Raw genomic sequence first — 26,240 nt, forward strand, 5'->3', positions numbered from 1 at the left:
CCGTCGCTGGGGGAGGGGCCGCTCGGGCTGGTCGAGCGGGGGGCGGTCGCGGCCGCCGGCGGGCGGGTGGTGTTCGCCGGGCCCGAGGCGGCCCTGCCCGACCTGGAGGTGGACGCCGGCGCGGTCCGGGTCGACGCCGGCGGCCGGGCGGTGCTGCCCGGGTTCGTGGACGCCCACACCCACCTGGTGTTCGCCGGCGAGCGGGCCGAGGAGTTCGCCGCCCGGCTGCGCGGGGTCGGCTACGAGGAGGCCCTGGCCGCCGGGGGCGGCATCAACCGCACGGTCCGCGACACCCGGGCCGCCTCCGACGCCGAGCTGGAGGCGTCCGCGGGCCGGAGGCTGGCCACCGCCCTGGCCTATGGCACCACCACCCTGGAGGCCAAGTCCGGCTACGGCCTCACCGTCGCCGACGAGCGCCGCAGCCTGGAGGTGCTGGCCCGGCTGGCCGAGCGGTCCCCGGTGGAGGTGGTCCCGACCTTCCTCGGCGCCCACCTGATCCCCGAGGAGTACGCCGCCGACCGCGGCGGCTACCTGGACCTGCTGGAGCACGAGATGCTGCCGGCCTGCGCCCCCCTGGCCGAGTTCGTGGACGCGTTCTGCGACCGGGGGGCGCTGACGGTGGAGGAGTCCCGGCGGGTCCTCCAGGCCGGGGCTCGCCACGGCCTCGCGGGCAAGCTCCACGCCAACGAGCTCGGCTCCACCGGCGGGGCCGCCCTGGCCGCCGAGCTTGGCTGCGTGTCCGCCGACCACCTGTTGTTCTGCGACGAGCGGGAGGCCAAGGGGCTGGCCGCGGCCGGCACGGTGGCGGTGCTGCTGCCCGGGACCAGCTTCCTGCTCCGCACCGGCAGGGCCGCCCCGGCCCAGGTGCTGCGGGACGCCGGGGTCACCATGGCCCTTGGCACCGACTGCAACCCCGGGACCTGCTACAGCGAGTCGATGCAGCTGATGGTGGCGCTGGCCTGCGTGCACGGCGGCCTCACCCCCGAGGAGGCGGTGCTGGCCGCCACCGACGGCGCCGCCCGGGCGCTGGGGCGCGGAGGGCGGGCCGGGCGGCTCGCCCCCGGGGCCGCCTGCGACCTGGTCGTGCTGGCCGGGCGGAGCTACCTCGACCTGGCCTACCACCTCGGGGTCAACCTGGCCGAGCGGGTCGTCAAGGCCGGAGCGGTGGTGGCCGGGCCGTGACCGAGCTCACCCGCCTGGTCGAGTGCGTGCCCAACGTCTCGGAGGGCCGCCGGCCCGAGGTGGTCGACGAGATCGTGGCCGCCTTCGCCGGCCCCGGGGTGCTGGTGCTCGACACCTCCAGCGACCCCGACCACCACCGCACGGTCATCACCCTGATGGGGCCCGGGCCGGCCCTGGTCGAGGCGGCCGTGGCCGGGGCCAGGGCCTGCGCCCGCCTGATCGACCTCAACCACCACCACGGCGTCCACCCGCGGATGGGGGCGCTGGACGTGCTGCCGTTCGTGCCCTTCGGGGCCGAGACCCGGCTCCGCGGCGGCGACGACCCCGACCTGGACTGCGCCGACCTGGCCGAGCGGGCCGGCCGGCGCATCGCCGCCGAGGCCGGCGTCCCCGTCTACCTGTACGGGGCGGCGGCCCGCCACCCCGGATGGACGGCCCTGCCGGCCGTCCGCGGCCGCGGGTTCGAGGCCCTCCGGTCCGCCCTGGCCGCCGGCGCCCCGGACCCGCCCGCTCCCGACTTCGGCGGGCCGGGCCTGCACCCGACCGCCGGGGCCGTCGCCGCCGGGGCCAGGGAGGTCCTGGTCGCCTACAACGTCGAGCTGGCCGGCGCCGACCTGGACCTGGCCCGGAAGATCGCGTCCGCGGTCCGGGAACGCGACGGCGGCCTGCCCGCGGTCCGGGCCATGGGGGTCGCCCTCCCGGGTCGGGGACTGGTCCAGGTGTCGATGAACCTGCTCGACTACCGGGCGACCCCGCCGGCGGCCGCCTACGCCGCCGTGGCCGCCCTGGCCGAGCAGGCCGGGGCCAGGGTCGAGGCCTCGGAGATCGTCGGCCTCGTCCCGGCCGGCGCCCTCGACGGGGTCGACCCGGCCAGGCTGCGCCTGCGCGGTCTGGCGACGAATCTGTTCCTCGAATCGCGGCTGCTCCAGGCCCTCTCCATCTCCAAGGAGCGTCGATGACTCCCCAGAACCGGCTTGGCGAGCATGGCTGGCTGGACACCTACGCCGCCCCGACCGTCACCCCGGGCGGGGGCAGCGCCTCGGCGGTGGCCGCCGCCCTCGGCTGTGCCCTGCTGGCCATGACGGCCAGGATCGGCGCCCGCAAGGCCGACCCGGACGCGGCCGGGCGGCTCGGCCAGCTCGCCGGCGAGGCCGACCGGCTCCGGGCGGCCCTGGTCGAGCAGGAGCGGACCGACGCCGACGTGTACGAGCGCATGGTGGCCACCGTCCGCGCCTCCCGAGCCACCGAAGGTGACCCGGGGGCGGCCAGGGCGGCCGAGGCGGCCCGGGCCGACGCCACCGAGGTCCCGCTGGCCACGGCCGAGCTGGCCGCCGAGGGCCTCGGCCTGGCCGGCGAGCTGGCCGGGATGGGCCTGGCCCGGACGGCCAGCGACCAGCTGGTCGCCGCCCACCTGCTCCGTGCCGGCCTGGAGGGCGGCCTGGCCACCATCGCCTTCAACCTGCGCCGCATGGCCGCCGGCCCGGTCCGCGACGACCTGGCCGCCCGCGCCGCCCGCCTCGATGACGCCCGCCGGGGCGCCGCCGACCTCACCCACCGGCTGGTCGCCATGGTCGAGCGGCCGTGATTTCCCCGTCGCCCGGCGATCGGGGTTTACTCCCCCGGGAAGCCCAGCGGGAGGAGTGAGGGTGGCCAGGGACGTGCAGCAGCCGGAGACCACCGGCATGATCCGCCTGCCCGGCACCACCGGACCCGGCGACCCGCACGACCTCCCCCCCGAGGACCCGGCCGTCCCCAGGGCGCGGCCCGGCGCCTACTGGACCGGCCTGGTCGTCCTGGTCGCCGGCCTGGCCGTCACCGTCGCCTTCCTCGCCACCCGGGTCACCTCGATCGTCCAGACCGTCCTGCTGGCCGTCCCCCTGGCCCTCATCGGGATCGGCCTGGAGCGGGTGGGCCGGGGCACCGGCCGGGGCTCGCTGCGCTCGGTCGGCGTCGTCCTGCTGGCCGTGGCCGTGGTCGGCCCGCTGGTCCTGTCGCTGTCCGCCCCTGACCCGGCGGTCTCGGCCACCGCCGGCGAGCCCGTCCCGTCGGGGGCGGACCGGGCCGAGCTGCGGGCCAGCCTCGGCGGCGGCCAGCTCCGGATCGAGCCCGGGGCGGCCGGCCTGTACGAGGCCGAGCTGCGCGGTCCCGGCCAGCCCAGCACCCAGGTGACGACGGCCGACAACCTGGCCGTGCTGGATCTGCGTTCCCCGTCCCAGCGGGGCATGCTGGCCCGCAACCGCGGCAACGACTGGCGGCTCCGGCTCAACACGTCGATGGCCTGGCGGCTCGACGTCTCCGCCGGGGCGGTCACCGCCGACCTCGACCTGCGCGAGCTGAACCTGCGCGGGGTCAGCGTCCAGTCGGGCGTGTCCCGCCTGGCCGTCCGGCTCGGCCAGCCCGCCGCCGAGGTCCCGGTCGACCTGCAGCTCTCGACCGGCCTGGTCGACCTCTACCTGCCGAAGACGGCCACCGTCGAGGTGCGGGTCGACGGGCTCAGCGTCGACAACTTCCGCGACGCCGGCCTGACCCGCGACGCCGACGCCTGGCGGGCCGAGGGCAGCGCCCAGGGCCGCCATGTCATCAGCATCCGCACCTCAGGGGCCCGCCTCCGCATCCACCGGGGGTAGCCCGACGGGCGGCCCGCCCGTCGGCGTCTACGGATCGTCGGCCGAACGGCCGACTCCATGGCCTCTGTTGTCAGTTCCCGGCGGCGACGGAGGCCGGGAGACCGCCGCGCCGGTCCTCGGGGTCGCCGCCGGCGGCCCAGGGCCGGCGCCAGTCGGGGGCCGGGAACGGGTCGGCGAAGTAGAGCGTCTCCCGCTCGATCTTGTCCCCGCGGAACTGGAGGATCTTCACGACGCTGACCGGCGCGCCGCCGTCGTAGCGCAGCCCGGTCTCGGCGACCCACAGGTCGCCGCCGCCCCGCAGCTCCCGCGGCTCGAACTCGAGCCGGGCCGGGTACTGCTGGCGCCAGGCGGTGAAGCTCGCCTTGCCCTGGAACCGCTCGCCCGACTGGGGGAACTCCAGGACGGCGTCGTCGTGGTAGAAGTCGGCCGCCTTCTCCTCGTTGGGCCCGCCGGTGTACGTCCACTGCGTCACCAGCAGGTCGCGGACCTGGTCGTAGTTCACGGGGTGCTCCTTGTCGGCTGGGTGGCGAGGCCGGGGACGAGCGCGGTGATCTCGGCCGGGAGCGGCTCCAGGTCGACGATCGGCAGCTCGCGCCGGAGGTAGGCGGGGTCGAGGGCGCGGTGGCCGGTGGCCCGGGCCACGGGGGCCAGCAGCCCGGACAGGGCCCGCTGGACCGGCCGGGGCGGGCTGGTGAAGCGCATGGTGTCGGCGAACTCCCGGGCCAGCACGGCGGCCTGCAGCGGCTTCGGCCTCCCCTTGGCGTCGGTGCGGCCGTCCTGGGCGGTGAGGAAGAGCTGGCGGATCAGCTGGACCAGGCGCTCGCCCGGCTGCACCTCGACCACGACGCGGACCTCCTCGCCGGAGGCGTTCCAGAAGTCGTGGGCCACGCCGGGGGGCGATCTGGAACCGGGTCCCGGGGCCGGCCCGCCGGTCGCGGCCGTGGTGGCGCACGGCGAGCTGGCCCCGGACGACGGTGAAGGCCTCGGTGATGACCGGGTGGACGTGCTCCCCGGCGACCCTTCCGCCCGGGCTCAGGTACAGGTCGACCACCAGCAGGTGGCCGTTGGCCCCGGTGGGCGTGACCCGCACGACCCCGCGCTCTCCGGTGACCGGGCTCGTACAGCTCGCCGACGATGGCTGCCGGGCCGCCCATGATGCGCTCCTTGGCATGGTGCCGGGTGAGGTCGAGGCGGTAGGCGAGGATCGGGACGGACCGGACCCCGCCGAGCCGGAGCCGGCGGGTGGCGTCGAAGTCGTAGGCCGGGTCGCGCCGGAAGCCCATCGCCTCGTACAGGGCCACCGCGGCCGTCATGAACCCGCCGGTGTGGAGGGTGAGGGCGGGCGCGCCGGCGGCCAGGGCCCGCCGCCGGCAGGCCTCGACCAGGGCCCGGCCGATGCCCAGCCCGCGGGCCGAGGGCTCCACCCCGAGGGCGCGCAGCCCGGCCCACCCGGACGGCCACCCGAGCCCCTCGGTGGCGGCGTCGTCGTACCAGGTGACCGTGCCCACGACCCGCCCGCCGTGCTCGGCGACCAGCAGCCGGCCGTTCCCCAAGCGCTCCTCGACGTCGAGGATCTCGGCCAGGTAGCGGCCGAGGACGGCCGGGGGCAGGGCCATGGCGTACTCCTGGTAGGCGGCCAGGAGCACCCGCCGGACGGCCGGCAGGTCGGACCCACCGGCGTCGCGGACCTCGACGCCGGCCGGGCTCAGGGCGGTGGACATCGTGCCCCGACCGTAGCGGCGCCCCGGCCGGGGCACATCGGCAATCGCTGCCTATCTACGCCCCGAGGTCGGCGGCGGCGCGGGCGGCCTCCCGGCGCGACCCGACGTTCAGCCTGGACAGGATGGCGGCGACGTGATGGTCGACGGTGCGGACCGAGACCACCAGGCGGTCGGCGATCTCGGCGTTGGTCAGGCCCTCGGCGAGCAGCTGCAGGACCTCGAGCTGGCGGTCGGTGAGGCCGGCCGGGTTGGCCCGGGTCCGGGGCCGGGGGCGGCGGGGGAGGTGGGTGACGCCGAGGCGCCGCAGCTCCCGGCGGACCAGGTTGGCGGCGGCCACGGCGCCGAGTCGGTCGAGGGCCCCTGCCGCCTCCAGCAGCTCCGCCTGGCGGCCCGAGGCGGCCAGCTCCAGGGCGTGCTCGTAGGGGGCGCCGAGCGACCGCCACAGCTCGGCCGCGGCCGCCCAGTCGCCCTCGATGCCGAGGGCGAACTCCGGCGGGCAGCCCGCCGGCGCCTCCACCGGGTGCCGGCAGCGGGCCAGGTAGCGGAGCAGCTCGCCCCGGTAGCGCTCGGCCCCGCGGCCCGAGGTGCGCTCCAGCGGGACCCGGGCCACCTCGGCGGCGGCCCGGTGGTCGCCGGCCAGCCAGGCCGACTCCACCCGGGCGATGCCGGCCAGGGCGATCGCCTGGACCGAGCCGGTCCGGGCGGCCGTCCGCCAGGCCCGCTCCAGCAGCGGCCCGGCCGCCGGGTCGCCCTTGCGGGCCAGCAGCCGGCTCAGCGCCGACAGCCCGAAGCTGGCCAGGACGCCCGGGTCCTCGCCGGCCAGCAGCCGGCGCAGCCCGGCCTCGGCCTCGTCCCAGCGGCCCCGCAGGGTGAGCAGCATGCAGCGGTGGGCCTCCAGGTTGTACTCGTGGGAGGCGAAGCCGTACTCGCGGGCGTAGGCCAGGCCCTCGGCCAGCGGCTGGTCGAGCTCGCCGAAGCGGCCGAGGCGGTACAGCCCCTCGACCAGGTTGGTGTAGGCCCGCTGGGTGTACTCGTAGTGGGCGGCGGCCCGGGCGATCTCGGCCGAGCGCCGCAGGTGGGCCGCGCCGCCCGGGTCGCCCAGGTCGAGCAGGGCGTAGCCGAGGTAGTTGAGCGAGTGGGCCACGACGTCGCCCTGGCCGGTGCGCTCGCCCAGCTCCAGGGCCTGGCGGGCCTGGGCGATGGCCTCGTCGAGGCGGTCGGTGAGCTTCATGATGGCGGCCAGGTAGGTGGAGGCGCGGGCCAGCCGGGGCAGGTCGCCGAGCGGCGCCAGCAGGGCCACGGCGCGGGTCACGGCCTGCTCGGACCCGGCCGGGTCGTTGACCATGTAGCGCATCCGCGACAGGGTGGTGAGGGCCTGCCCGAGCGCGGCCGGGTCGCCGGTCCGCTCGCGCAGGGCGACCACCTCGCTCGCGCGGGTCACCGCCTCGTCGAAGCGGGAGAGGTTGTAGAGCACCCAGATGCTCTCCTCCAGCACGGTCGCCCGCTGGGTGTCCGGCAGCTGGCCGGACCAGCGCAGCACCAGCTCGTAGTGGGCCAGGGCCTCGGTGAAGGCCCCGGCGCCGGCCGCCTCCCGGGCGGCGGCCAGGCCGTGGCGGACGACCGCCTCGGGGTCGCCGGCCTGGTGGGCGTGGTGGGACAGCCGCGACAGCTCGACCCCCGGGCGGCGGGCCAGCTCGGCCAGGACCCGGCGGTTGCTGGCCACCCGGGCCGTGGAGGAGCGCTGCCGCTCGATCGCCCGGCGGGCCAGCTCGTGCCGGAACCACACGTGCCCGGGGTCGGCCTCGAGCACGCCGCGCCGCTCGGCCTCGTCCAGGGCCGCCACCTCGCCGTCGAGCAGCGCCTCGACCAGCCAGCGCTCGGCCTGCCCGGGGACGGTGGAGAGCAGCTCCAGGGCCCGCTGGGTTGGCTCGCTCAGCCCGCCCAGTCGGGCCAGGACGGCGTCCCGGACCGTGGCCGGCACCTCGACCCCGGGGTTGGCCAGCACCTCGGTCACGAAGAACGGGTTGCCGGCCGTGGCCGCCAGCACCGCCCCGGCGTCGGCGTCGTGGCCGCCGGCCAGCTCCTCGACCGCGCCGGGCGACAGCGGCCGCAGCACCAGCCGCCGCACCTCCTGGGACCCGAGCGCGCCCAGCATCCGGCGCAGCGGATGGTCGTCGCGCAGCTCGTCGTCGCGGTAGGTCAGCAGCAGCATGCTGGGCAGGGCCGGGATCCGCCAGGCCAGGTAGCGGACCACGTCAAGGGTGGCGTCGTCGGCCCAATGGACGTCCTCGACGACCATCACCGTCGGCCGGCGGGCCAGCTCCCGGTGGACGGCGCCGAACACGGCGTCGCGTCCGGCCACCGGCTCCACCGCCCGGGCCAGGGCGCCGCCGGCGCCACGGGCCATGTCCCGGAACGGGCCGAGGGTGCGCGGTGTGACCAGGTCGTCGCAGGCGCCGACGAGCACCCGGGCGTCGGTCGCCGCCTCCCGTGCGAACGCCCGGACGAGGCTGGTCTTGCCGATCCCGGCCTCGCCCGAGACGAGCACGACCGAGCCGCGACCCTGCACGGCTCCCCTGAGCGTCTCCCGCAGCCGGCGAAGCTCGGCGTCCCGCTCCAGTAGGCCCGCCGTCATGCCTACGATTGAACCAGAGCAACGGCGCGGAGTCCGCCTTCGGCGGACGATTGGTCCAATTCCGACCGGCGGATCAGCCGCCGGTCGGGCAGGTCTCCGTGATCTGCTCGTCCAGGGCCTTCCAGGCGGTGTCGATCCGCTCCAGGTCGCTGACGATCGTGGGCAGGTCGGACAGCAGGCTGTCGCCGCTGATCCCGGAGATGGTCGCCTGGAAGGCGTTGACGGCCGCGTCCAGCTCGGTGACCTGGTCGCCCCACTCGCTCCCGGCGCTGGCCTTGAGCTTGGTCAGGTCGTCCCTGACCTCCTGGAGGGCGGCCACGGTGCCGGCCTTGCCGGCCTGGGGCGGGTCGAGCTGGTCGAGCTCGGCTATCGACGCCTTGAGGGCGGCCGCGTCGGCGCAGGCCGGGGAGGCCGCGGCCGTGGTCCCGCTGGCCGCGGTGGTGGCCGGGGCCGCGCTGGGGGAGTCGTCGCCCGACCCGCCGCAGGCCGCGGCGGCCAGGCAGAGCAGGGCGAGCAACAGGAGCCTCGCCGGGACGGGGGCGCGCATGGTGTCCTCCAATGCCGTCGTCGGTCCCGGTCAGGATCCACCCGGCCGGGGTGGCCTCGTACCGGTGCAATGACCGGTCCCGGCCCCGGCGTCAGGACCGGGTCAGTGCCCGGCGGCGCCGCTCCAGGAAGGCCCGCTCGGTGGCGTTGCCGGTGCGGGCGATGGCCGCCTCGTAGGCCGCCACCGCCTCGGCGTCGCGGCCCAGGCGGCGGAGCAGGTCGGCCCGGATCGCGTGGAACAGCCGGTAGCCGTCGAGGTCGAGGCCGTCGACCAGGGCCAGCGCCGCCTCCGGCCCCTCGACCTCGGCCACCGCGACCGCCCGGTTGAGGGCCACCACCGGGCTCGGGGCCAGGGCCAGGAGCTGGTCGTAGAGGGCCAGGATCTGGCCCCAGTCGGTGGCCGCGGCGGCCGGGGCGTCGCTGTGGACGGCGTTGATGGCCGCCTGGAGCTGGTAGGGGCCGGGCTGGCCGCGGCGCAGGCAGCGGCGGACGATGGCCTGGCCCTCGGCGATCTGGTCGCGGTCCCAGCGCCCGCGGTCCTGGTCGGCCAGCAGCACCAGCTCGCCGCCGTCGCCGGTGCGGGCGTCCCGGCGCGAGGAGACCAGCAGCATGAGGGCGACCAGGCCCAGGACCTCGGGCTCGTCGGGCATCAGCTCGGCCAGGACCCGGCCGAGGCGCAGCGCCTCGGCGCACAGCTCGCGGCGGACCAGGGCGTCGCCGGCGCTGGCCGCATAGCCCTCGTTGAAGATTAGGTAGACGACGGCCAGCACGGCCCGGAGCCGGCCCGGCAGGTCGGCCTCGTGCGGGACCCGGTAGGGGATGCCGGCGTCGCGGATCTTGCCCTTGGCCCGGACCAGCCGCTGGGCCATGGTCGCCTCCGGGACCAGGAAGGCGCGGGCGATCTCGGCCGTGGTGAGCCCGCCCAGCAGCCGCAGGGTCAGCGCCACCTGGGCGCCGGTGCCGAGGGCGGGGTGGCAGCAGGTGAAGATCAGCCGCAGCCGGTCGTCGCGCACGGCGCCCTCCTCGGCCGGCTCGTCCCGGGCGTGGAGCAGGGCCGCCTGGGCGTGCCGGTCCTCGCGGGAGGCCTCGCGGCGCAGGCGGTCGACGGCCTTGTTGCGGGCGGTGGTGATGATCCATCCCGCCGGGCTCGGCGGCGGCCCGGTGGACGGCCACCGGGCCACGGCCGTGGCGAAGGCCTCCTGGACCGCCTCCTCGGCCAGGTCGATGTCCCCGAAGGCGCCGACCAGGACGGCGACGGCGCGGCCGTAGTGCTCGCGGAAGACACCTTCGATCTCCGAGGTGGGGAGCGCCGGCACGCCAGGCTCAGTCCCCGGCCTCATCCTGGAACGGCCGCACCTCGATCGGCAGGGTGGTCACCTGGGCGAGCCTGCGGCCCCACTCGAGGGCGGCGTCGAGGTCGGGGGCCTTGACGATGGTGAACCCGCCGACGTGCTCCTTGCCCTCGGCGAAGGGCCCGTCGGTGACCAGCGTCTCGGTGCCGGAGACCCGGATCACCGTGGCCGTGCTGGGCGGGTGCAGGCCCCCGGCGAACACCCAGGCGCCGGCCGCCCGCATCTCCTCGTTGAGGGCGTCGAGGTCCCTGAAGATCGCCTCAAGCGCCTCGGCCGGCGGCGGCGGCCCGTCAGGCTGGTACACGGTGAGCAGGTACTGCTTCATCGGGCCGCTCCTTCCCTGGAGGTCACCGGCTGGTAGGTGGCGATGATGACACCGGTCGTCGTCGGCACCGAGCCGACCAGCCGCAGCGTCGACGCCGGCCCGCCGTCGGGGAACAGCCGCCGCCCCGACCCCAGCACGAGGGGGTGGATCAGGAGGACGTACCGGTCGACCAGATCGCGCCGCCGCAGCGACTGGACCAGCTCGCCGCTGCCCAGCACCGTCAGGTCCTCGCCCGGCTGCTCCTTCAGCCGGGCCACGGCCTCGGCGGCGTCGCCCTCCAGCAGGGTGGAGTTGCGCCAGGGGAGCGGCTCCCGCAGCGTCCTGGACGCGACGTACTTGCGGGTGTTGTCCAGCACCTCGGTGAAGGGGTTGTCGGTCTGGTGGGGCCAGAAGCCGTGGAAGTCCTCGTAGGTCCGCCGCCCGAGCAGCAGGGCCCCGGGGCCGGCCATGCCCTCGGCGGCGACCCGGCCCATGACCTCGTCCATGTACGGCGCCGCCCAGCCGCCGTTGGCGAACCCGCCACGGGTGTCCTCGTCGGGCCGCCCGGGGGCCTGCGTCACGCCGTCCAGCGTCACGCTGTTGAACACGGTGATCTCGCGCATCCGCGGTCCCTCCGTCCGTTCGCGTCGGGAATCTCTCACCCTCTACACGAACGGGTGCCCCCCGGATCGACACCTACCGGCGGCGGGTGGCCGACAGGCCGTCGATGCGACCCCGCTCCTCGTCGGTGAGCGAGAAGCCGAAGACGTCGAAGTTGGTGGCGATCCGCCCGGGGTCGGCCGACTTGGGGATCACCACCACCTCGTGGTCGATGTGCCAGCGCACCACGACCTGGGCCGGGGTCACCCCGTGCCGGGCGGCGATGTCGGCCAGCACGGGGTGGCGCAGGTCGGTGTTCTTGAACGGGCTGTACCCCTCCAGGACGACGCCGCGCCGGCGGTGGGCGTCGAGCAGGGCGGCGTCGTACAGGGCAGGCGCCCACGGGATCTGGTTGACCTGGGGTGCCTGGCCGGTGGCGTCGATCAGCTCGTCCAGCTGGGCCGGGCTGTAGTTGCTGACCCCGACGGCGCGGGCCAGCCCCTGGTCGCGCGCGGCCAGGAGCGCCTCCCAGGTCGGCACCAGGGCCCGGGCCCGGGGCGGCCAGTGGACCAGCCACAGGTCCACATGGTCCATGCCCAGCGCCCGAAGGCTCTCGGTGAGCGTGCGCCGCTCCCGGCCGGCGTTGCCCGGCGGCAGCTTGGTGGTGACGAACACCTGCTCGCGCGGGACCCCGCTGTCGCGGACCGCCCGGCCCACCTCGCGTTCGTTGCGGTAGATGGTGGCCGTGTCGAGGTGGCGGTAGCCGGCCTCCAGCGCCGAGCGGACGGCCGCCTGGCAGCGCCCGCCCGTCATCTGCCAGGTGCCGAGCCCGACCAGCGGCATGGCCCCGCCCCGGTCGAGGGCCACGGCGGGCTGGCGGTCAGGGGACATGACGACATCGTCGCCCACCGGCACGAGAACGTCGAGCCGGCCCGGTAGAGTCCAGGCGGATGAGGCACCCGCCCGACCTGCCCGACGGCACCATCGTCACCGCCTTGCGCGGCGGCTTCGGGGTCGAGGCGGTCAGGCTGGTGCGCCTCCCGGTCGGCAACGACGCCGACTCCTGGTCCTACCGGGTCGAGACGGCGGCCGGCCCGGCCTGGTTCCTCAAGGTCCGGGCCGGCCCCAGCCCCGGACGCGGGGCGGCCGTCCCCGCCCTCCTCCAGCGCCGCGGGGTGCCGAACGTCCTGGCCCCGCTGGCCACCTCGACCGGCGCGTCCTCGGTGACGGTGGGCCGCTTCGCCCTCGCCCTGTACCCGCTGCTGGAGGCCCGCCCCGGCGCCGAGGCCGGGCTGTCACCGGCCCAGTGGCGCGAGCTCGGGGCCACCATGCGGCAGGTCCACGCCGTGCCGGCGACGCCGGAGCTGATCCGGCTGGTGGGCCGGGAGGCGTTCCGTGGTAGCCGCGCTCCAGCGCCGCCAACCCGCCGGGCCCGGCATCGGGCGCCCGGAAGAAGTACCCGGGCAGGGACGTGCCCTCGTACGGGATCTGGAGCCGTTCCCCCGGCACCGCCGCCAGGTCGACCGCCTCGTCCCAGCACGCCCGGTGCCGCTTCCAGAGCTCGAGCTGCCGCTCGGGCGCGCTCGAGTGCGTGATCAGGTACAGCCCGGTCGACCGGAACGCTAGATCCCCCAAGCACCCGTCACCGGCGCAGCATCGGCCGAACCTTCGAGTGCCGGTCGTCAGGGGTGGCCGGCATGGGCGGCCGGGGCGCGGGCGGTGAGGACCTGGCCGGTCTCCGGTCCGGTCGTGAGGCGCTTGATGTTGTCCTCGAAGCCGTCCTGCATTCGCCAGTCCGCCGCCAGCATGAACAGCGTCCGGCCGTCCTCGCCGCCGAGCGTGCACGCGAACCCGGCCCGGTCGAGCGGGACCGTGTCCAGCACCTCCCCGCCCTCGGCGACCCGCAGGCAGGCCGGGCCGGTCTCGGTCCAACCTGGCGTCCACACGGCTCCTTCGGTGTCCAGGACAATGCCGTCGCCGGGCAGCGCGGCCCACACGCGCCGGTTCGACAGGCTCCCGTCCGGGCCGATGGCGAAGGCGGTGAGCGTGCCCGCGAACGACTCCGAGACGATCAGCGTCGAGTTGTCGGGGGTGACCGCCATCCCGTTGGGAAACGCGATGCCTTCCGCGACCCGCCGTACCAGACCGTCCGGCGTGGTCAGCGCGATGAACCCGGGGGCCTCGCCCTCGCCGGGGTGGAAGTCGGCGCCGCCGTTGACGTAGATCATGCCCCGGCCGTCCACGACGATCTCGTTGAGGCCCGCGCCGAGCCCGCCCAGATCGACGTGGTCGACCAGTGAGCCATCGGGCTCCTGGCGCAGCAGCCGGCCCTCGGGCCCGGCCACCACCAGCAGCCGCCCGTCCGGCAGCCAGTCGATCGAGAACGGAAAGGTCGTCGGCACGGTGGCCATCACCTCGGCGTTGCCGTCGAGGTCGACAGCCAGGATCTGTTGCGTCCCCCAGTTGGACAGCCACAGCCGGCCATCGTGCCAGCGCGCCGACTCGCCGATCTTCAACCCGGTCAGCAGGACCTCGGTCATCGTGGTCGCTCCCTCAGCATCGACGGGACCTGTCGCCATTGAAACGAACGGCAACCGTCCGGATCGACACCCGTGACGGGTGCGTTCGACCTGGCGCCGGCGCGGACTCGCGCGTGTCATCATCGGCCCGTGACCTCACCCACGATCGAACAGGGCCGGGCGGCGCTGCGCGACGGCGACGCCGCGACCGCCCAACGCGCGTTCGAGCTCGCCCTGGCCGAGGACGGGTCGGGCGAGGCGCTGGAGGGCCTCGGCGAGGCCCGATATCTTCAGTGCGACTATCCGGCGGCCGCCGCCTACTACGAGCGCGCCTACGCCGCCTTCCGCAGGGAGCGCGATCTCATGGCCGCCGGCCGGGCGGCGCGCATGGTCGCCTGGATCACCGGCAACGTTCTCGGCGACTGGGCCGTCCGCAGCGGATGGCTGGCGCGGGCCAGCGCCATCCTCGAGGAGGCGGGCGAGGACGGGCCTGAGCGCGGCTGGGTGCTGATGATCCGGGCCTTCTCGGAGCTCGACGCGCAGGTGCGCGAGTCCCTGGCCCGCGAGGCGATCGCGATCGGACGCCGCTTCCGTGATCCCGACCTCGAGTTCCTGGCCGTGTCCTACCTCGGCGGCGTGTACCTGATGGTCGACCGCGTCGAGGAGGGGCTGGCGCTCTGCGACGAGGCGATGGCGGCGCTCCTGGCCGGCGAGCTGACCGAGTTCGCCACCGTGGACGAGATCTTCTGCGCCCTCTTCTGGGGGTGCGAGCTGGTCAACGACATCCCACGCGCGGACCAGTGGATCCGTGCCGCCACCGAGCGGATGCGGCGGAGCAACGTCGTCGCCGCGTTCTGCCGTGCCCATTACGGCGGCATCCTCACGGCGGCCGGCCGCTGGGACCAGGCGGAGGTCGAACTGCTCGAGGCGGCCAGGCAGTTCGACCGGGGGCGCTCGCCGCGGCGCGACGCGGCGATCATCCGGCTGGCGGACCTGCGCGTCCGGCAGGTCCGCCTTGAGGAGGCCGCCCAGCTGCTCGACGGCCTCGAGCACCATCCGGACGCGGTCCGTGCGCTCGCCGCGCTCCGCCTCGCCAAGGGGGAGGTGGCGCTCGCGCGGGACCTGCTCGAGCGGGCCACCGACGCCCCCGACGACGAGGTTCCCACGGTCGGCGAGTTCACCATGGTGGGCCCGCTGCTCGCGCTCCTGGTGGACGTCCACCTGGAGGAGGGGAACGTCGATGCCGCCGCCCGGGTCGCCGAACGGCTCGACCGCATCGCCGCCGAACAGCGGGGACCCTACCTCAAGGCCGCCGCCGCGCTCGCCAAGGGTCGGGTCTGCGTGGCCAGCGGGGAGGGGGACGCGCGGGCCTGCCTGCACGAGGCGCTGGAGGGCTTTGCCAGGGCACAGCTGCCGATGGAGCTCGCGCGGACGCGCCTGGAGCTGGCGCGCGCGCTCGCGGAAGGCTCTCCCGAGGTCGCGATCGCCGAGGCGAAGCTGGCCCTCCAGGACTTCGAGCGGCTGGAGGCCACCCGCCACGCGGACGCCGCCGCGGCGCTGCTGCGGTCGCTCGGCGCCCCGATCCGCACCGGCCCCAAGGGGATGGGCGCGCTGACCAGGCGGGAGGCGGAGGTGCTCGAGCTCATCGGGGCAGGGTTGTCCAACCCCGAGATCGGCGACCGCCTCTTCATCACCCGCAAGACCGTCGAGCACCACGTGGGCAGCGTGCTGTCCAAGCTCGGCCTGCGGAACCGGGCCGAGGCGGCCGCCTACGCCACCCGGCAGAAGATCAGCCCCTAGATAGGGGACCTCCCCGATGCTCCCCGGCCGGCCGGCCGTGATGCTCTCCCCATCCGCGCCGAGCAGGAGGGGACGCGCATGAGCATGAACGGGAACCGGTACGACGCGATCGTGGTGGGCGGGCGCTGCGCCGGGTCGCCGACCGCGATGCTGCTGGCCCGCAAGGGCTACAAGGTCCTGGTCGTCGACCGGGCGACCTTCCCGAGCGACACGCTCTCGACCCACATCGTCCACCCGCCGGGCGTGGCCTCGCTGCGCCGGTGGGGGCTGCTCGACCTGGTCACGGCGACCGGGTGCCCGCCGATCCACACCTACGCGTTCGACTTCGGCCCCTTCACCATCTCCGGGGCGCCCGGCACCGACGAGACACCGGTCGCCTACGGCCCCCGGCGGACCGTGCTCGACCAGCAGCTGGCCGGCGCCGCGGCCGAGGCGGGGGCGGAGGTCCGGGAGGGGTTCACCGTCGAGGAGGTCCTCACCGAGGACGGGCGCGTCACCGGCGTCCGCGGCCACGGCAGGCGCGGCGGCACGGTGACCGAGCGCGCCCGGGTGGTCGTCGGGGCGGACGGCCGGCACTCGCTGGTCGCCCGCGCGGTGCGGCCCGAGCAGTACAACGAGAAGCCGCAGCTCCTGGCCGGCTACTACACCTACTGGAGCGGGCTGCCGATGGAGGGCCGCTTCGAGACCTGGGTCCGCCCCGACCGGGGCTTCGCGGCCTGGCCGACCAACGACGACCTGACGGTGGTGATCGGCGCTTGGCCGTTCCTGGAGTTCGAGGCCAACAAGAACGACATCGAGGGCAACTACCTCAAGATGCTGGAGCTGGCCCCCGAGTTCGCCGACCGCGTCCGCGGCGCCACCCGCGAGGCGCGCTACGTCGGCACCGCCGTCCTGAACTACTTCCGCAAGCCCTACGGGCCGGGCTGGGCCCTGGTCGGCGACGCCGGCTACAACAAGGACTTCATCACCGGCCACGGGATCCACGACGCCTTCCGCGACGCCGAGCTCTGCGCCACGGCACTGGACGAGGCGTTCTCCGGCGCCAGCGTCTTCGAGACCGCGATGGGCCGCTACCAGGCAACGCGCGACCAGCAGGTCCTGCCGATGTACGAGCTCACCACCCAGCTCGCGACGCTCGAGCCCCCACCGCCCGAGCTCCAGCACCTGCTGGCAGCCGTGCACGGCAGCCAGCAGGCGATGGACGGCTTCGCGCGGGTCATGGCGGGCGTGACCTCGCCGGCCGAGTTCTTCTCCGAGGAGAACGTCGGACGGATCCTCGCCGGGGCGCGCTGAGCACGATGAGGAGGTCCACGCGGCCCTCGAAGTGAACCGGCCACCGGGCGTTCGCCCTGGTCATGGCTCACGAGACCCCCGGTGATCCGCGGGTCCGCGCTCTGCCTTCCCCTTACAGAGCGAGGACCGTTGTCTCTCCGGGGGTCTCGTGTCGTCGAGCACGATCGCACGCGGGTGGGGGGTCGTCAACGCGAACGATCTGAGGCCTGTGGATGACGCTGGGGACAAGTCGGGCGCTGTTGTTGACGGCCGCAGGGACGGCTGTGGACAACCGGTGGAAAGCTCGGGGACGGCAGGTTGAACGAGAAATTCTTTGCCGACTTCGACCTGCTGGAATGGTTCGACAGGTCCTGTGGACAGGAAAAAGATGCGCTTGGGGTGTCGCGAGCTGGTGCGATACTCCGGGCGATGAGCACGCAGAAGTCACCTGACTCGAGCCGGCCACCGGTCAAGGTCGTCCGGAGCGCCCGGCGGCGCAAGACCGTCACCGCCTACCGGCAGGGGGAGACGGTGGTGGTCCTGCTGCCGGCCCGGATGAGCCGGCGGGAGGAGGACCACTGGGTGGCGACCATGCTGGAGCGGCTGGAGCGGCGGGCCCGGCGGGTCGCGCCCGGGGACGCCGAGCTGGAGCGGCGGGCCCGGCTGCTGGCCCGCCGCTACCTGGAGGGGATGGTCGAGCCGCGCTCGGTCCGGTGGGTGGGGAACATGCGGGCCCGGTACGGCTCCTGCACCCCCGACGACGGCACCATCCGGCTGTCGGACCGGCTCGCCCCCTGGCCGCCCTGGGTCCGTGACTACGTGCTCGTCCACGAGCTGGCCCACCTGGCCGTGCCCGACCACTCGCCAGCGTTCTGGCGGCTGGTCGACCGCTACCCGCTCTCGGAGCGGGCCCGCGGGTTCCTGATCGCCAAGGGGATGGAGGACGACGAGAGCTAGCCCGGAGCGGGCCGGTCGTCCCCGTCGTCGCCCTCGTCCTTGGCCTCCTCGGCCTCCAGGAGGGCGCGCAGGCCCTCGTCCAGGTCGACCTCGGCGCCGCCGACCAGGCCGACCCGCTCCAGCCAGCGGCCGGGCACGTCCAGCTCCTCGGCCGTGGGCAGGTTCTCCGGGTGCGACCAGACCTGGTCCAGGCCCTCGATGTCGGTGGCGGCCAGGACCTCGTGGCAGAAGCGCTCCCCCCGGGAGGCGGCGGCGCGCTCCGGGTCGGCCCGGAGCAGCAGGGCGAACAGGCGGGCGGGGGACTGCGGGTCGGCGTCGCGGCGGCCGACCGCGGCCTCGATGGCGGCCAGGCCGGGGAGCCGGCCCTCCAGGGCACGACCGGCGATCACCAGGGTGTAGCCGGCCACGAGGGCGAGCAGCACCTCCAGGCGCCCCGTGGCCGCCTGGAGGGCGGCGCTCGGCGGGCCCAGCAGACCCTCCCCGCCGCCGGCGAGCAGCTCCTGGAGGGCCTCGGGGTTGGCCATGTCCAGCGACTGGAGCCGGTCCATCATCTGGGAGGCGTCGGGCTCGGTCTGGAGGGCGACGTCGTCCACCACCCGGCGGAGCTGGTCGCCGAGCCACGGCACCCCGGCGAGCAGGCGCTGGCCGGCGACCTGATGGCAGGCCAGCCACAGCCGCAGCTGGTCGCCGGGCAGGTCGGCCGACCGCTCGAAGGCGGCCACGTTCTCGGGCACCAGCAGCACCTTGGCCGGGTCGGGCCCTGGCATGGCCAGCTCGTACTGGCCGAGCACGGAGCGGGCGAGCTGGCCGACGAGCGTGCCCACCTGGAGGCCGGCGACCAGGCCCCCGACCCGGCTGATCATGTCCCCGACCCCGGGCGGGCCCATGCCGGCCCCGCTGCCGAGGGCCTCGGCGACCCGGCGGGCGCCCGGCTCGACCAGGGGGGCGAAGCCGCCGAGGACGGCCTCGGCCCAGTCGGGGCGGTTCACCGGCCGGGCCGCCAGGGCCACCCCGGGGCCGGGCAGGCTGGTCACCGGGTCGACCCAGAGCTCGGCCAGGCGCAGCCGGTCGTCCCAGGAGCGCGCCTCGCCCGGGTCGGGGGCGGCCGCCGGCCGCGGCAGCTGCGGCATCATGCCGAGGTCCTCGGCCCCGGCCGCGGTGGCCACCGCCACCTGCCGGGCCAGCTCCCAGTTGACCGGCCCGGACGCGGTCGCCATCAGCCTGGCGAACTCCCGGAACAACGGGATCCGCCCGAAGAAATCGCCGGAGCCGCCCGGCCCTTCGGTCATGGGTCTCATGCTACCCGCGGCGTCACGACAAGACGGCTAGAACCCGCCCCCTCCGGGTAGCCTGGGCGCTTCTGGACGGCGACGAAAGGCACCACGGTGGGTCGGACGGTGGCAATGGTGGGCGCGCTGCACCCCGCGGCGGGGGCGCTGGCGCTGGCCCTGGAGGACGACCCGGGGGTCGAGCGGGTGCTGGGGCTGTCCCGGCACGAGCCGCCGCTGCTGGGGCCCAAGTTCGAGTTCGTCCAGGTCGGTCCCGGCGACCCGACCTTCGCCGGAACGCTGGCCGGGGCGGACACGGTGGTGCTGTTCCCGCTGGTCGACGCCGCCGACCGCAACGAGGAGGGGCGCCGGAACCGGGTGCTGGAGGGGACCAGGCACGCCCTGGAGGCCGCCGCCGGCGCGGCCACGGTGGTGCTGTGGTCGAGCGGGGTCGTCTACGGCGCCCACCCCGACAACCCGGTCCCGATCACCGAGGACCAGCCGCTGCGGCCCAACCCCGAGTTCCCGGCGGCCGGCGTGCTCGCCGACAGCGAACGGCTGGCGCTGGAGGCGTCGCTGGGAGAGGGCACGGCGGTGGTGGTGCTGCGCGGCGCCGGGGTGTGGACACCGGCCTGGGGGACCTTCCTGTCCCGGAGCCTGATGGCGCCGGCCATGGTCGGGGTCCAGGGCCAGGACCCGCCGCGGCAGTGCCTGGCCCCCGCCGACGCCGTCTCGGCCCTGGCGCTGGCGACCTCGGGCCGGCTGCGCGGCGTCTACAACGTCGCCCCCGACGACTGGATCGGGGCCAGGGACGCCGTCCGGGCGGCCGGGGCCGGCCGGCGCCGCCTCCAGGTGCCGCAGCGGATCGCCCAGGTCACCGCCGAACGGCTCCAGCGGGCCGGCGTCTCGGCCGCGACCCCGGGCGAGCTCGCCTACCACCTCCACCCGTGGGTGCTCGACAACGCCCGGCTGCGCCAGGCCGGCTGGGCCCCGACCCGCTCCAGCGCCGAGGCGTTCACCGAGGCGGGCGGGCAGGTGCCGGACGGGGTCCTGGTCGGCGGGGTCCAGGTCCGCCGCAGCGACATCTACCGGGGCGCCGTGGCCGGGCTCGCCCTGGCCGCCGCCGCCGTGGCCGTCGCCCGCCGCCAGGCCCGGGCCTCGCGCCCGGCCCGGCCGGCGACGCGCCGCCCAGCCTCGGGGCGCCGCCCGGCCAGCCCCATGTAGCCGGCCGTGGCCCGCGACCTCGCCATCGACCTGGGCACGGCCAACACCCTGGTCTACGCCAAGGGCAGGGGGATCGCGCTCGACCAGCCGACCGTGATCGCGATCAACGAGCGCAGCGGCGACATCCTGGCCATGGGCGAGGAGGCGTACGCCATGATCGGGCGCACGCCCGGCCACATCGTGGCCGTCCGGCCGATGCGGGGTGGAGCCATCTCCGACTTCGACACCACCGCCCGGCTCATCCGGATGCTGCTGGACCGGGTCGGCACCGGCCGCCTGGGCAAGCCGCGGGTGCTGGTCTGCGTCCCCTCGGCCATCACCGAGGTGGAGCGGCGGGCCGTGCAGGAGGCGACCCTCCAGGCCGGGGCCCGGGCCGCCTGGCTGGTCGAGGAGCCGATGGCGGCGGCCATCGGGGCCGGGCTGCCGGTGCACGAGCCGACCGGCCACCTGGTGGTCGACGTCGGCGGCGGCACCACCGAGGTGGCCTGCATCGCCCTCGGCGGCATCGTCGCCGCCAAGGCGATCCGGGTGGGCGGCTTCGACATGGACGCGGCCATCGCCACCCACATCCGGCGCGAGTACGCCGTCGTCGTCGGCGAGCGCACCGCCGAGCAGGTCAAGCTGTCGATCGGGTCGGCCTACCCGCAGCCGGGGGAGGGCAAGGCCGAGGTCACCGGCCGGGAGCTGGCCACCGGGCTGCCCAAGACGGTCCCGGTCTCCGCCGCCGAGGTGCGCGAGGCGCTCCGGGAACCGGTCGGCCAGATCGCCCAGGCGGTCGTCTCGACCCTCGCCGAGATCCCCCCGGAGCTGGCCGGCGACGTGCTCGACAAGGGCATCTACCTGACCGGCGGGGCCAGCATGCTGCGCGGCCTCCACGCCCGCCTGCGCCACGAGGCGGAGATCGCCGTCCACCAGGCCGAGGCGCCGCTCGAGTGCGTGGTGCTCGGCGCCGGCCGCATCGTCGAGGACCTCGAGGAGCTGGCGCCGCTGTTCACCGGCGATCCCGCGCGCCGCTGAACGGCCCCGGCGGTGCGACAATCGAGGATGGTTCCCGACTCCCGGAGGTGCCGGTGCGGCAGCGCGTGATCGCCGTCGTCGCCGTGCTGGGCCTGATCGGCCTGGTCTTCGCCCTCAACTTCTACCGGCTCCCGGTGGTCGCGCTCAGCCCCGGCCCCATGGAGGACGTACTGGCCCGGCTCAAGATCGAGGGCCCCCGGGTCTACGACTCCGAAGGCAAGCTCTACCTCACCTCGGTCGGGATCGACGACAACGTCCGCTTCTACGAGGCCCTGCTCGACATGGCCAACCGTGACGTTGAGCTGGTCCCGCGGTCCGAGCTGTACCCCGACGAGCAGGGCTCGGACGAGATCGACGAGGAGAACGCCATCCTGATGGACGTGTCCAAGGAGACGGCCACGGTGGTCGCCCTGCGCGAGGTCGGCTACGAGATCGAGCCGATCGCGGTCGAGATCACCCAGGTCGTCGACGGCACCCCGGCCGACGGCAAGCTGCGGGCCCGCGACCGCATCCTCGAGATCGACGGCCGCGCCGTGGCCAGCACCGACGAGGTCCGGAAGGCGATCACGCGTCACCAGGTCGGCGAGCGGGTCGCCTTCCGGGTCGAGCGGGACGATGCCGAGAAGAAGGTGTCGGTGGAGGTGGGGGAGGCGGAAGGCGAGCCCCGGGTCGGGATCGCGCTCCAGGAACTGTTCGCCGACCTGCCCGTCAAGGTGACGATCGAGACCGAGAACAACATCGGCGGCCCCTCGGCCGGGCTGATGTTCACCCTGTCGATCATCGACAAGCTCACCCGCGAGGACCTGACCGCCGGGCGCCGGATCGCCGGGACCGGCGCGATCGCCCTCGACGGCGACGTCCTGCCCGTCGGCGGGGTGGCCGAGAAGCTGATCGCGGTCCGCCGCCAGGGGGTGAGCACCTTTTTCATCCCGGCCGACAACTGCGACAGCGTCCGCGGCCGGGTCCCGGACGGCCTGCGCCTGGTCAAGGTGTCGAAGATCGAGGAGGCGCTGCGCTTCCTGCGCGACCCCGAGGTCGCCGCCGCCGCCCCCGGCTGCTAGCCCGACCGGCCAAGGCCGGTCGGAGTCGATCGAGTGTCGGCCGATGGCCGACCCCACGCCTTGGTTGGACCGGTCCTCCCGGAGCCAACCCCGGGACCGGTCGGGGTTGGCTCCGGGAGCCGACCGGCGCCGGACGGCGCCGACCGGACGGAGCCCCTCGCCGACAGCGGCCAGCAGAGGTGCCTTCCTGGTAGCAGGCGCGCGTGGCCCGGAAATGGGTACGGGCAGCCTCGCCGCCACCCCGGCGACGGGGCACCCGTCCCAGTCCGGACACCCGTGCTAGGGTCTGGAAGGAAGCATCGGAGTGCCCGTCGCCGGGCGCCCGTCGAAAGGTCCGAGCTCGTGGTCGCAGCCCGCCGTCCTCCTCGTCGATGGACGCTGGCCGTCCTGCTGCTGGCGTTCCTCGCCCTGGCCGCGGTCGGCAGCGTCTCGCGCTTCTACACCGACCTCCTGTGGTTCCGGGAGATCGACAAGGCCGGGTTGTTCTGGGGCATGCTGCGGACCAAGGCCTTCATCGGCCTGCTGGCCGGGCTGGGGACCGCGGCCATCGTCGGCGTGAACCTGTGGATGGTGGAGCGGCTGGCCCCGCGCTACGGCCTCACCGTGGTCGCCCGCCCCCAGGTCGAGCGGGCCCGGACCGTCCTCTCCCCGTACCTGCGGCCGCTGCGCCTCGGCATCGCCGCCTTCCTCGGGCTGGTCGTCGGCCTGCAGGCGTCCGGCCTGTGGCAGACCTTCCTGCTGTGGAGCAACCGGGTCGCCTTCGGCCAGCGCGACGCCCTGTTCGGCCGCGACGTCGGCTTCTACATGTTCGAGCTGCCGTTCCTGCGGTCCGTCTTCGGCTGGCTGTTCACCACCCTGGTGCTCACCACCCTGCTGGTGGCGGCCGGGCACTACATCCTGGGCGGGATCCGCCCCCAGGCCGAGACCAACCGCATCGCCGCCCAGGCCCAGTCGCACCTGTGCGTGCTCCTCGGCCTGATCGTCGCCCTCAAGGCCTGGGGCTACTGGCTCGACAAGTACCAGCTGCTGTTCTCCACCCGCGGAGTGGTCGCCGGCGCCTCCTACACCGACGTCAAGGCCCAGCTGCCGGCCCTCGAGGTGCTGTTCTGGGTCGCTCTGATCTGCGCGGCGATGTTCTTCTGGGGGGCGCGGCGAGGCGGCCTGCTCATCCCCACGATCAGCATCGTCCTGCTCGCCGGGGTGTCCCTGATCATGGGCGGCATCATCCCGGCCATCTTCCAGCGCTTCCGGGTCGAGCCCCAGGAGCTGGCCCGCGAGCGGCCCTACATCGAGCGCAACATCGGCGCCACCCGCCAGTCGTTCGGTCTCAGCGACGTCGACACCGATTCGTTCCCGGCCGCCGGCACCCTCACCGCCAAGGTCGTCGACGAGAACCGGCAGACGGTCGAGAACATCCGCCTGTGGGACCCGCAGGTCCTCCGGCCGGCGGTGCGGAACCTCCAGGCGATCACCCAGTACTACACCTTCAGCGACGTCGACGTGGACCGTTACGAGGTCGAGGACGAGCTGCGCCAGGTGATGATCTCGGTCCGCGAGGTCGACCCCAACCTGCTCGCTCCGTCGGCCAGGACCTGGCAGAACCTGCACCTGGCCTACACCCACGGCTACGGTATGGTCGCGGTCCAGGTCAACACCTCAGTGAGCGGTGGCCAGCCGGACTTCATCGTCTCCGAGTTCGCCACCGAGAACGCCAGGATCTCGCTCGAGGAGCCGCGCGTCTACTTCGGGGAGCCACCGCCCAACGCCCCCGAGTTCGTCGTCGTCAACTCCGCCCAGCCGGAGTTCGACGCCCCCGCGGCGAGCGGCGAGGGAGCCGCCTTGTCGAAATACCAGGGCACGGGCGGCGTGCAGCTCTCCGACATCGGCCGCCGGCTCGCCTTCGCCACGCGTTTCCGCGACATCAACCTGCTGATCTCCGGCAACATCAAGAGCGACTCCCGCCTGATGTTCAACCGCGACATCCGCGACCGGGTCGAGAAGGCCGCTCCGTTCCTCCAATGGGACGGCGACCCGTACGCCGCGGTGGTGGACGGAAGGCTCAAGTTCATCCGGGACGGCTACACCACCTCCGCCCACTACCCGTATGCGCAGCGGGTCGACCTGGCCGACGCTTCCCGCCGCGGAGAGATCGGCAGCCGAGGCGTCCAGGGCATCGGCAACTACATCCGCAACTCCGTCAAGGCCGTGGTCGACGCCTACAGCGGCGAGGTCACCCTCTACGCCTACGACGAGAGCGACCCCATCCTGCGCGCCTGGCGCAAGGCCTTCCCCGACCTGTTCGTCCCCAAGTCGGAAATCCCCCCGAGCCTGGCGGAACACATCCGGTATCCGGAGGACCTGTTCTCCATCCAGACCTGGATCTACGCCAGCTACCACATCAGCAACCCGGACGTCTTCTACTCGAGGGAGGACTTCTGGGCGCTGCCCGACGACCGCTCCGGCGAGCTCCAGCGCCAGGAGGACACCGGCGGGCTGACCGCCGGCGCCGGCACCAAGGCCCGCCCCTACTACCTGCTGACCAACCTACCGGGGAGCCGGAAGCTTCAGTTCTTGCTGGTGATGCCGTTCACGCCCAACAACAAGGAGAACATGGTCTCCTACCTGGCCGCCAACTCCGGTCCGGACAACTACGGGGAGCTGACCCTGGTCAACCTGGACCGGTCTCGCATCATCTTCGGCCCGACCCAGGTGAACGCCCGGATTCTGGCCAACCCGACGATCGCCTCACAGCTGAACCTCCTTGCCCAGCGTGGCTCGCGGGTGCTGCTCGGCAACCTGCTGATCGTGCCGGTGGAGGAGTCGCTGCTGTACGTGCAGCCGATCTTCGTGCAGGGGTCGGCGGCCAACTCGATCCCGCTGCTGCAACGGGTGGCGGTCTACTACAACAACCAGGTCGGCTACGCCTCGACCCTATCGGAGGCTGTCGGCCAGGTGATCAGCGGCCAGGCGCCGACAGAGCCCGACGGCGGGGGGGAACAGCCGCCACCCCCGCCGACCGGGGGCGGGACCGCCGATGTCCAGGAGCTCCTGCGTCAGGCCAACGAGGCCTACCAGGCCGCGCAACAGGAGCTGGCCGACGGCAACCTGGGCGGCTACCAGTCGCAGATCGCGCGCATGGCTGACCTCGTAGAACGGGCCCTCGCCCAGACCCGCGGCACCGGCAACGCCAACGATGCCACCCCCCCGACGACCACCGCCCCACCCGGCTGATGCGGCGTTGCGACCCCGTTCCCGCTGTGCTACCTTCGCCGCCGCACCGCGGGGTGGAGCAGTCTGGTAGCTCGCTGGGCTCATAACCCAGAGGTCGAGGGTTCAAATCCCTCCCCCGCCACCACTACTGAGCAGGGCGTTCGTCCTTCACCTCCTTGATGGGTGCGTCGCTCTGCGGGCCGCTGTTAGCGGTTTTGTTAGCGGAGGGGTTCGGGACCACGGTTCCGGACCCCTTCTGCCTACTCCTGAGGATGAGGTCGGCGACGGTTGCCGCCGCGTCCTTATCCATGCCAGGGATGACGTGGCCGTAGGTCTGGAGCGTGAAGGCCACACTGGCATGGCCGAGGCGCTCGCTGATCACCTTGGCCGAGATCCCGGCCTTGAGCGCCGCCGTGGCGTAGCTGTGGCGCACGTCATGCAGGCGGATCCGCGGCAGGCCGGCGGCCCTGGTGTGCTGCTCGAACCAGTTGGCGATGTTTTCCGGGTGCAGCGGCCGGCCGTCCGGCCAGGTGAACACATAACCGTGGTCGCGATAGCGGTGACCAACCGCCTGGCGGTCCTCGGCCTGGAGCTGGCGCTGGGCTTGCAGCGCCGCAAGCGTGACGGGATCAAGGGCGAGACGGCGGCGGGCCCGCTCGGTCTTGGGTGCCGAGTCATGCACCTGGTGATCGACGACCACGCGGGGAATGGTGGGGGAAACGGTGGCGTGGTCGAAGTCGATATCGACCCAGCGCAGCCCGGCCAGTTCGCCGCGGCGCATGCCGGTGGTGGCGACCAGCAGCCACAGGGCGTACAGGCGGTCGTCACGGACATGGTCGAGGAACGCGCCCAGCTCCTGGGGCGACCAGACCTTCTGCTCGGGGGTGCGGGCCGCCGGTGGGTCGGCGGCCTCGGCGACGTTGCGGACCAGATACCCCCAACGCA

24 protein-coding genes and 1 tRNA gene are annotated in these 26,240 nt (G+C 74.4%); 13 read left to right on the forward strand and 12 right to left on the reverse strand.

Annotation, left to right across the window (positions count from 1 at the left end; genetic code table 11):
- The 4 genes from hutI to VF468_20230 all read left to right on the forward strand — a co-directional run.
- The coding region (gene hutI, locus VF468_20215; protein HEX5880615.1) for an imidazolonepropionase at positions 1–1,182 on the forward strand (1,182 nt) is incomplete at its 5' end.
- Positions 1,179–2,141 carry a glutamate formimidoyltransferase gene (gene ftcD / locus VF468_20220; protein ID HEX5880616.1) on the forward strand — a complete coding sequence of 321 codons (963 nt, stop codon included), beginning with the start codon at positions 1,179–1,181 and terminating at the stop codon, positions 2,139–2,141. The genes hutI and ftcD, both read left to right, overlap by 4 nt.
- A complete protein-coding gene (locus tag VF468_20225; GenBank protein HEX5880617.1) occupies positions 2,138–2,767 on the forward strand; it encodes a cyclodeaminase/cyclohydrolase family protein in 630 nt (209 codons plus the stop codon). Before ftcD ends, VF468_20225 begins: the two co-directional genes overlap by 4 nt.
- A gap of 61 nt (positions 2,768–2,828) precedes the next feature.
- Complete coding sequence (locus VF468_20230; GenBank protein ID HEX5880618.1) at positions 2,829–3,809, forward strand: hypothetical protein; 981 nt, start codon at positions 2,829–2,831, stop codon at positions 3,807–3,809.
- 70 nt (positions 3,810–3,879) lie between these two features.
- Here the strand turns inward: VF468_20230 and VF468_20235 are convergent, their stop codons facing one another.
- From VF468_20235 to VF468_20275, 9 genes are all read right to left on the reverse strand, one after another.
- Positions 3,880–4,311: a nuclear transport factor 2 family protein gene (locus VF468_20235; GenBank protein HEX5880619.1), complete on the reverse strand. Its 432-nt coding sequence runs from the start codon at positions 4,309–4,311 to the stop codon at positions 3,880–3,882.
- A complete protein-coding gene (locus VF468_20240) occupies positions 4,308–4,652 on the reverse strand; it encodes a hypothetical protein (GenBank protein ID HEX5880620.1) in 345 nt (114 codons plus the stop codon). The genes VF468_20235 and VF468_20240 overlap by 4 nt, the downstream gene beginning before the upstream one ends.
- Positions 4,613–5,530: a GNAT family N-acetyltransferase gene (locus VF468_20245; GenBank protein ID HEX5880621.1), complete on the reverse strand. Its 918-nt coding sequence runs from the start codon at positions 5,528–5,530 to the stop codon at positions 4,613–4,615. Before VF468_20245 ends, VF468_20240 begins: the two co-directional genes overlap by 40 nt.
- Before the next feature lie 55 nt (positions 5,531–5,585).
- Positions 5,586–8,165, reverse strand: coding sequence for an AAA family ATPase (locus VF468_20250; GenBank protein HEX5880622.1), 2,580 nt, complete (start codon positions 8,163–8,165; stop codon positions 5,586–5,588).
- A gap of 73 nt (positions 8,166–8,238) precedes the next feature.
- Positions 8,239–8,712: a hypothetical protein gene (locus VF468_20255; protein HEX5880623.1), complete on the reverse strand. Its 474-nt coding sequence runs from the start codon at positions 8,710–8,712 to the stop codon at positions 8,239–8,241.
- A gap of 91 nt (positions 8,713–8,803) precedes the next feature.
- Positions 8,804–10,027 (reverse strand): RNA polymerase sigma factor, encoded by a 1,224-nt coding sequence (locus tag VF468_20260; GenBank protein ID HEX5880624.1) that lies wholly within the window; start codon positions 10,025–10,027, stop codon positions 8,804–8,806.
- Positions 10,028–10,034: 7 nt separating this feature from the next.
- Positions 10,035–10,388 carry a YciI family protein gene (locus VF468_20265; GenBank protein HEX5880625.1) on the reverse strand — a complete coding sequence of 118 codons (354 nt, stop codon included), beginning with the start codon at positions 10,386–10,388 and terminating at the stop codon, positions 10,035–10,037.
- A complete protein-coding gene (locus VF468_20270; protein ID HEX5880626.1) occupies positions 10,385–10,990 on the reverse strand; it encodes a dihydrofolate reductase family protein in 606 nt (201 codons plus the stop codon). Before VF468_20270 ends, VF468_20265 begins: the two co-directional genes overlap by 4 nt.
- A gap of 73 nt (positions 10,991–11,063) precedes the next feature.
- Positions 11,064–11,858: an aldo/keto reductase gene (locus VF468_20275; GenBank protein ID HEX5880627.1), complete on the reverse strand. Its 795-nt coding sequence runs from the start codon at positions 11,856–11,858 to the stop codon at positions 11,064–11,066.
- 59 nt (positions 11,859–11,917) lie between these two features.
- On the opposite strand from VF468_20275, the gene VF468_20280 reads away from it, so the two are divergent.
- Positions 11,918–12,562: a phosphotransferase gene (locus VF468_20280; GenBank protein HEX5880628.1), complete on the forward strand. Its 645-nt coding sequence runs from the start codon at positions 11,918–11,920 to the stop codon at positions 12,560–12,562.
- 87 nt (positions 12,563–12,649) lie between these two features.
- Here VF468_20280 and VF468_20285 read toward each other — a convergent pair whose 3' ends face one another.
- Entirely contained in the window at positions 12,650–13,507 is an 858-nt protein-coding gene (locus VF468_20285; GenBank protein HEX5880629.1) for an SMP-30/gluconolactonase/LRE family protein, read from the reverse strand.
- A 129-nt stretch (positions 13,508–13,636) separates the two neighbouring features.
- Between VF468_20285 and VF468_20290 the strand changes: the two genes are divergently transcribed.
- From VF468_20290 to VF468_20300, 3 genes are all read left to right on the forward strand, one after another.
- A complete protein-coding gene (locus VF468_20290; protein HEX5880630.1) occupies positions 13,637–15,286 on the forward strand; it encodes a LuxR C-terminal-related transcriptional regulator in 1,650 nt (549 codons plus the stop codon).
- Positions 15,287–15,364: 78 nt separating this feature from the next.
- Positions 15,365–16,579 (forward strand): NAD(P)/FAD-dependent oxidoreductase, encoded by a 1,215-nt coding sequence (locus tag VF468_20295; protein ID HEX5880631.1) that lies wholly within the window; start codon positions 15,365–15,367, stop codon positions 16,577–16,579.
- A 408-nt stretch (positions 16,580–16,987) separates the two neighbouring features.
- The gene (locus VF468_20300) at positions 16,988–17,515 is read left to right on the forward strand and encodes a M48 family metallopeptidase (protein HEX5880632.1); all 528 of its coding nucleotides are present in this window, start codon (positions 16,988–16,990) and stop codon (positions 17,513–17,515) included.
- Here VF468_20300 and VF468_20305 read toward each other — a convergent pair.
- Positions 17,512–18,804, reverse strand: a complete 1,293-nt coding sequence (locus VF468_20305; GenBank protein HEX5880633.1) for a zinc-dependent metalloprotease — start codon at positions 18,802–18,804, stop codon at positions 17,512–17,514. The two genes, VF468_20300 and VF468_20305, sit on opposite strands and share 4 nt — an antisense overlap.
- A gap of 117 nt (positions 18,805–18,921) precedes the next feature.
- Between VF468_20305 and VF468_20310 the strand changes: the two genes are divergently transcribed.
- The 5 genes from VF468_20310 to VF468_20330 all read left to right on the forward strand — a co-directional run bounded on the left by VF468_20310 (position 18,922) and on the right by VF468_20330 (position 25,440).
- A complete protein-coding gene (locus tag VF468_20310; GenBank protein ID HEX5880634.1) occupies positions 18,922–20,007 on the forward strand; it encodes a hypothetical protein in 1,086 nt (361 codons plus the stop codon).
- 6 nt (positions 20,008–20,013) lie between these two features.
- Entirely contained in the window at positions 20,014–21,024 is a 1,011-nt protein-coding gene (locus tag VF468_20315) for a rod shape-determining protein (protein HEX5880635.1), read from the forward strand.
- A 53-nt stretch (positions 21,025–21,077) separates the two neighbouring features.
- Positions 21,078–22,085: a S16 family serine protease gene (locus VF468_20320; GenBank protein HEX5880636.1), complete on the forward strand. Its 1,008-nt coding sequence runs from the start codon at positions 21,078–21,080 to the stop codon at positions 22,083–22,085.
- 342 nt (positions 22,086–22,427) lie between these two features.
- Positions 22,428–25,316: a UPF0182 family protein gene (locus tag VF468_20325; GenBank protein ID HEX5880637.1), complete on the forward strand. Its 2,889-nt coding sequence runs from the start codon at positions 22,428–22,430 to the stop codon at positions 25,314–25,316.
- Positions 25,317–25,363: 47 nt separating this feature from the next.
- Positions 25,364–25,440: transfer RNA gene (locus VF468_20330), tRNA-Met, on the forward strand.
- Here VF468_20330 and VF468_20335 read toward each other — a convergent pair.
- Positions 25,441–26,240: site-specific integrase (locus VF468_20335; protein ID HEX5880638.1), on the reverse strand; the 800-nt coding region annotated here is incomplete at its 5' end.

Source organism: Actinomycetota bacterium (assembly GCA_036280995.1).
In the GTDB taxonomy this organism is placed as follows: Bacteria; Actinomycetota; CALGFH01; order CALGFH01; family CALGFH01; genus CALGFH01.